This window comes from Microcystis sp. M049S2 (genome assembly GCF_020245625.1).
In the GTDB taxonomy this organism is placed as follows: domain Bacteria; phylum Cyanobacteriota; class Cyanobacteriia; order Cyanobacteriales; family Microcystaceae; genus Microcystis; species Microcystis ichthyoblabe_A.
Genome location: NZ_JADBUN010000215.1, coordinates 1 through 2,877 on the forward strand (window position 1 = coordinate 1; position 2,877 = coordinate 2,877).

Genomic DNA, 2,877 nt, shown 5'->3' on the forward strand with positions numbered 1-2,877 from the left:
GTGGGGTGTGGGGTGTGGGGTGTGGGGTGTGGGGTGTGGGGTGTGGGGTGTGGGGTGTGGGGTGTGGGGTGTGGGGTGTGGGGTGTGGGGTGTGGGGTTTTACCAGTTTTGAGGTGGCCAATTACCTAATTTTCAGGGAAAAAGTCCAGGAATTTTCCCCCCGATCCCCGCAATGGCTGGCACTTTTTGAGGGGAAAAAAGTCCAAAAGTCTTATCCAACAAGGTTTTTAGATTTATTCAGCAGACCCTACTTAAACAAAACGGCAATACTTCAACAGAGCGCTTTCCAGTCGGGCATGATATTCTTGTTCGGGGATAGTATCGGCCCCAAATCTAGCCAGATGGGGATTTTGCATTTGGGCATCAAATAGACAGAAATTCCGTTCTCTGAGGTGTTCAACTAACTTGACCATGGCGACCTTAGAACCATCGGGAATTTTATAGAACATCGATTCCCCGATAAAAACCCCGCCAATGGCCAAACCTAAAATCCCTCCCGCTAATTGATCCCCTTGCCACGTCTCGAAACTGTAGGCCCAACCGGCCTGGTGTAATTGCTGATAGATTTGCATTAACTCCGGGGAAATCCAAGTCAGCGAGCGATCGGCACAACCGGCACAAACCCCTGCAAAATCGCGGTTAATAGCCACGCTAAAGCGATTTTGATTCAAAACTCGTTTTAGTGACTTGGGATACCTAAAACGCCGATCAAGAGGGATAAGAGCGCGATTTTTACTAGAATACCAATCCAATCTGCCCCCCTCATCGGCCATGAGAAAGTAACCGCGTGCGTATCCTTGTATAATAGAGGCGGTATCCACGACTCCCCCCAAGAATTCAGTCTTGTAGCCTGATCATTCTCTAATTATGCCCGATCATCCCGCACCAATTCCGCCTATTACTTTACCACCGATCGAAAATCCCCAACAGGAACAAACTTGGCTGCGCACCGCTTTGCATCGTTGGTTAGATGCGGAATTTATTCCCGAAGCTATTAATGAAACTATCGCTGAACGCGCTAGTCAGATTTTTCTGCGTCAGCGTTTGGAAGGAGAAAACGATCTCGGTTGTCTAGTAATTGCGATCGTTACCGAGATGCAAGCTTTTGATTTCCGCGAAAGTTTTTATAGTGAATTTGCCATCGCTAACGCCGTCAGTGATTTAATTTTAGATAGTTTAGGAATCGATCGCTGTTGTGGGCAAAGTTAGACAGTTTTTCTCTGCTATTCGAGTTTAATTTCTATTAGCTGCTCTGCTAATTTTTTTGTACGAATGGGGTAAGCTGCACTGCCTATTAGAAATTTTAGGACAAATGAGCAAAACCTCTCTCCTCGATCATAGACAGTCTTAACCAGTAATTTAGAGAGTCAACAGCTTATTGCTTATTTAAGAAGTTAACAAAATCCTTAATCGACAAGAATTAATTGATAGTTGTTGGAAAGGTTTAATTGATTTCCAACCCAGCGATCTCAGCGATCGTATAAGCGGGTCTGCCTTTAACTTCTTCGTAAATTCGCCCAATATATTCCCCTAATATGCCAATACTGATCAATTGTACCGAACCCAAGAAAAACACAGCGATCAAGATAGTAGCTAAACCAGTAACGGGAGAGTCGGGTTGCTGTAAGCGCCAGTAGAGAACCAGTAAAGCCATCAACAGGGCAATTAAAGCGGAAAATAAGCCTAAATAAGTGGAAATACGCAGGGGAATCTTAGAAAAAGACACCAAGCTATTAATCGCTAAAGCTAGGGATTTTTTAAAAGTGTATTTGACTTCGCCAGCAAACCGGGGATCCCGCTCAAATTTAACAGCAGTTTGTCGGAAACCAATCCAAGCGCGCAAACCGCGAATATAACGATTGCGTTCTGGCATAGAATTTAATAGGTCCACTACCTGACGATCCATCAGACAAAAATCCCCCGTGTCCGCAGGGATATCCACGTCAGCTAATCGTCGCAGCAATCTATAGAAAACGTAGGCAGTTAGGCGTTTAAACCAACTTTCTTTTTTCCGTTTTGTTCTCTGGGCGTAAACCACATGATAACCTGCTTGCCAAGACTCGATCATTTTGGGAATCAATTCCGGTGGATCCTGCAAGTCGGCATCGAGGACAACAATAACTTGACCCCTAGCAAAATTAAGTCCTGCCGTTACTGCTGCCTGATGGCCAAAGTTACGAGCAAAGCTAATGTAACAGACCCTAGCATCTCTTTCCTGTAGTTCCCGCATTAAATTTAAGGAACGGTCCCGACTGCCATCATTAATCAGAATCAGTTCCACAGAATCATCTAAACTATCCATGACGGCACTAAGACGGCGATAGAGTTCTGGAATGGTTTCTTCCTCGTTATAAATCGGGATAATTAGCGAATATTTCGGCATTTTCGAGAGGTTGAACGGACAAAAGCCGTGTTTTTATGGCGGCCGCTACGCTCTAAATATTCTGGCAAAGTATCGCTTTTGTCAACTTACACAGGGTTTGCTGAAAAAGCTTTTTCTGGGGGTAGGGTGTGGGGTGTGGGGTTTTATCGATTTTCAGGACGTTCGGCGAAGCTCAGTCGAGTGGACGGTGAGCCTGTCGAACCGCCGTGGTCAACTACCTAATTTTCAGGGAAAAAGCACCTGAATTTTCCCCCCGATCCCCGCAATGGCTGGCACTTTTTGAGGGGAAAAAAGTCTAAAAGTCTTATCCAACAAGGTTTTTAGATTTATTCAGCCAACCCTACATAGATTACTGCTAACCTGCATTATTCATGAAGACTTTGGAAAATCCTCGAAAGCCTTGGCAAGAAGTTCATCTAGCGATCTGGCTGAAAAACAGTCTGTTTTTTGAGATGTCCTCACAATCAGGTTTTTGCCAGTTGGTGAATAATGCA

The 2,877-nt window shown here is 44.8% G+C and carries 3 protein-coding genes and 1 pseudogene; 2 read left to right on the forward strand and 2 right to left on the reverse strand.

Annotation, left to right across the window (positions count from 1 at the left end; translation table 11 throughout):
• Positions 1 to 251: 251 nt before the first annotated feature.
• On the reverse strand, positions 252 to 833 hold the full coding sequence (aat, locus tag IM496_RS17700) for a leucyl/phenylalanyl-tRNA--protein transferase (RefSeq protein WP_287662761.1): 582 nt from the start codon (positions 831 to 833) through the stop codon (positions 252 to 254).
• Positions 834 to 867: 34 nt separating this feature from the next.
• On the opposite strand from aat, the gene IM496_RS17705 reads away from it, so the two are divergent.
• Entirely contained in the window at positions 868 to 1,209 is a 342-nt protein-coding gene (locus tag IM496_RS17705) for a DUF8822 family protein (protein ID WP_012267070.1), read from the forward strand.
• 235 nt (positions 1,210 to 1,444) lie between these two features.
• Here the strand turns inward: IM496_RS17705 and IM496_RS17710 are convergent, their stop codons facing one another.
• Positions 1,445 to 2,383, reverse strand: a complete 939-nt coding sequence (locus tag IM496_RS17710) for a glycosyltransferase family 2 protein (protein WP_104396720.1) — start codon at positions 2,381 to 2,383, stop codon at positions 1,445 to 1,447.
• Positions 2,384 to 2,498: 115 nt separating this feature from the next.
• Here IM496_RS17710 and IM496_RS22750 point away from each other — a divergent pair.
• Positions 2,499 to 2,682: pseudogene (locus IM496_RS22750) on the forward strand (hypothetical protein).
• The last annotated feature ends 195 nt before the right edge of the window (positions 2,683 to 2,877 follow it).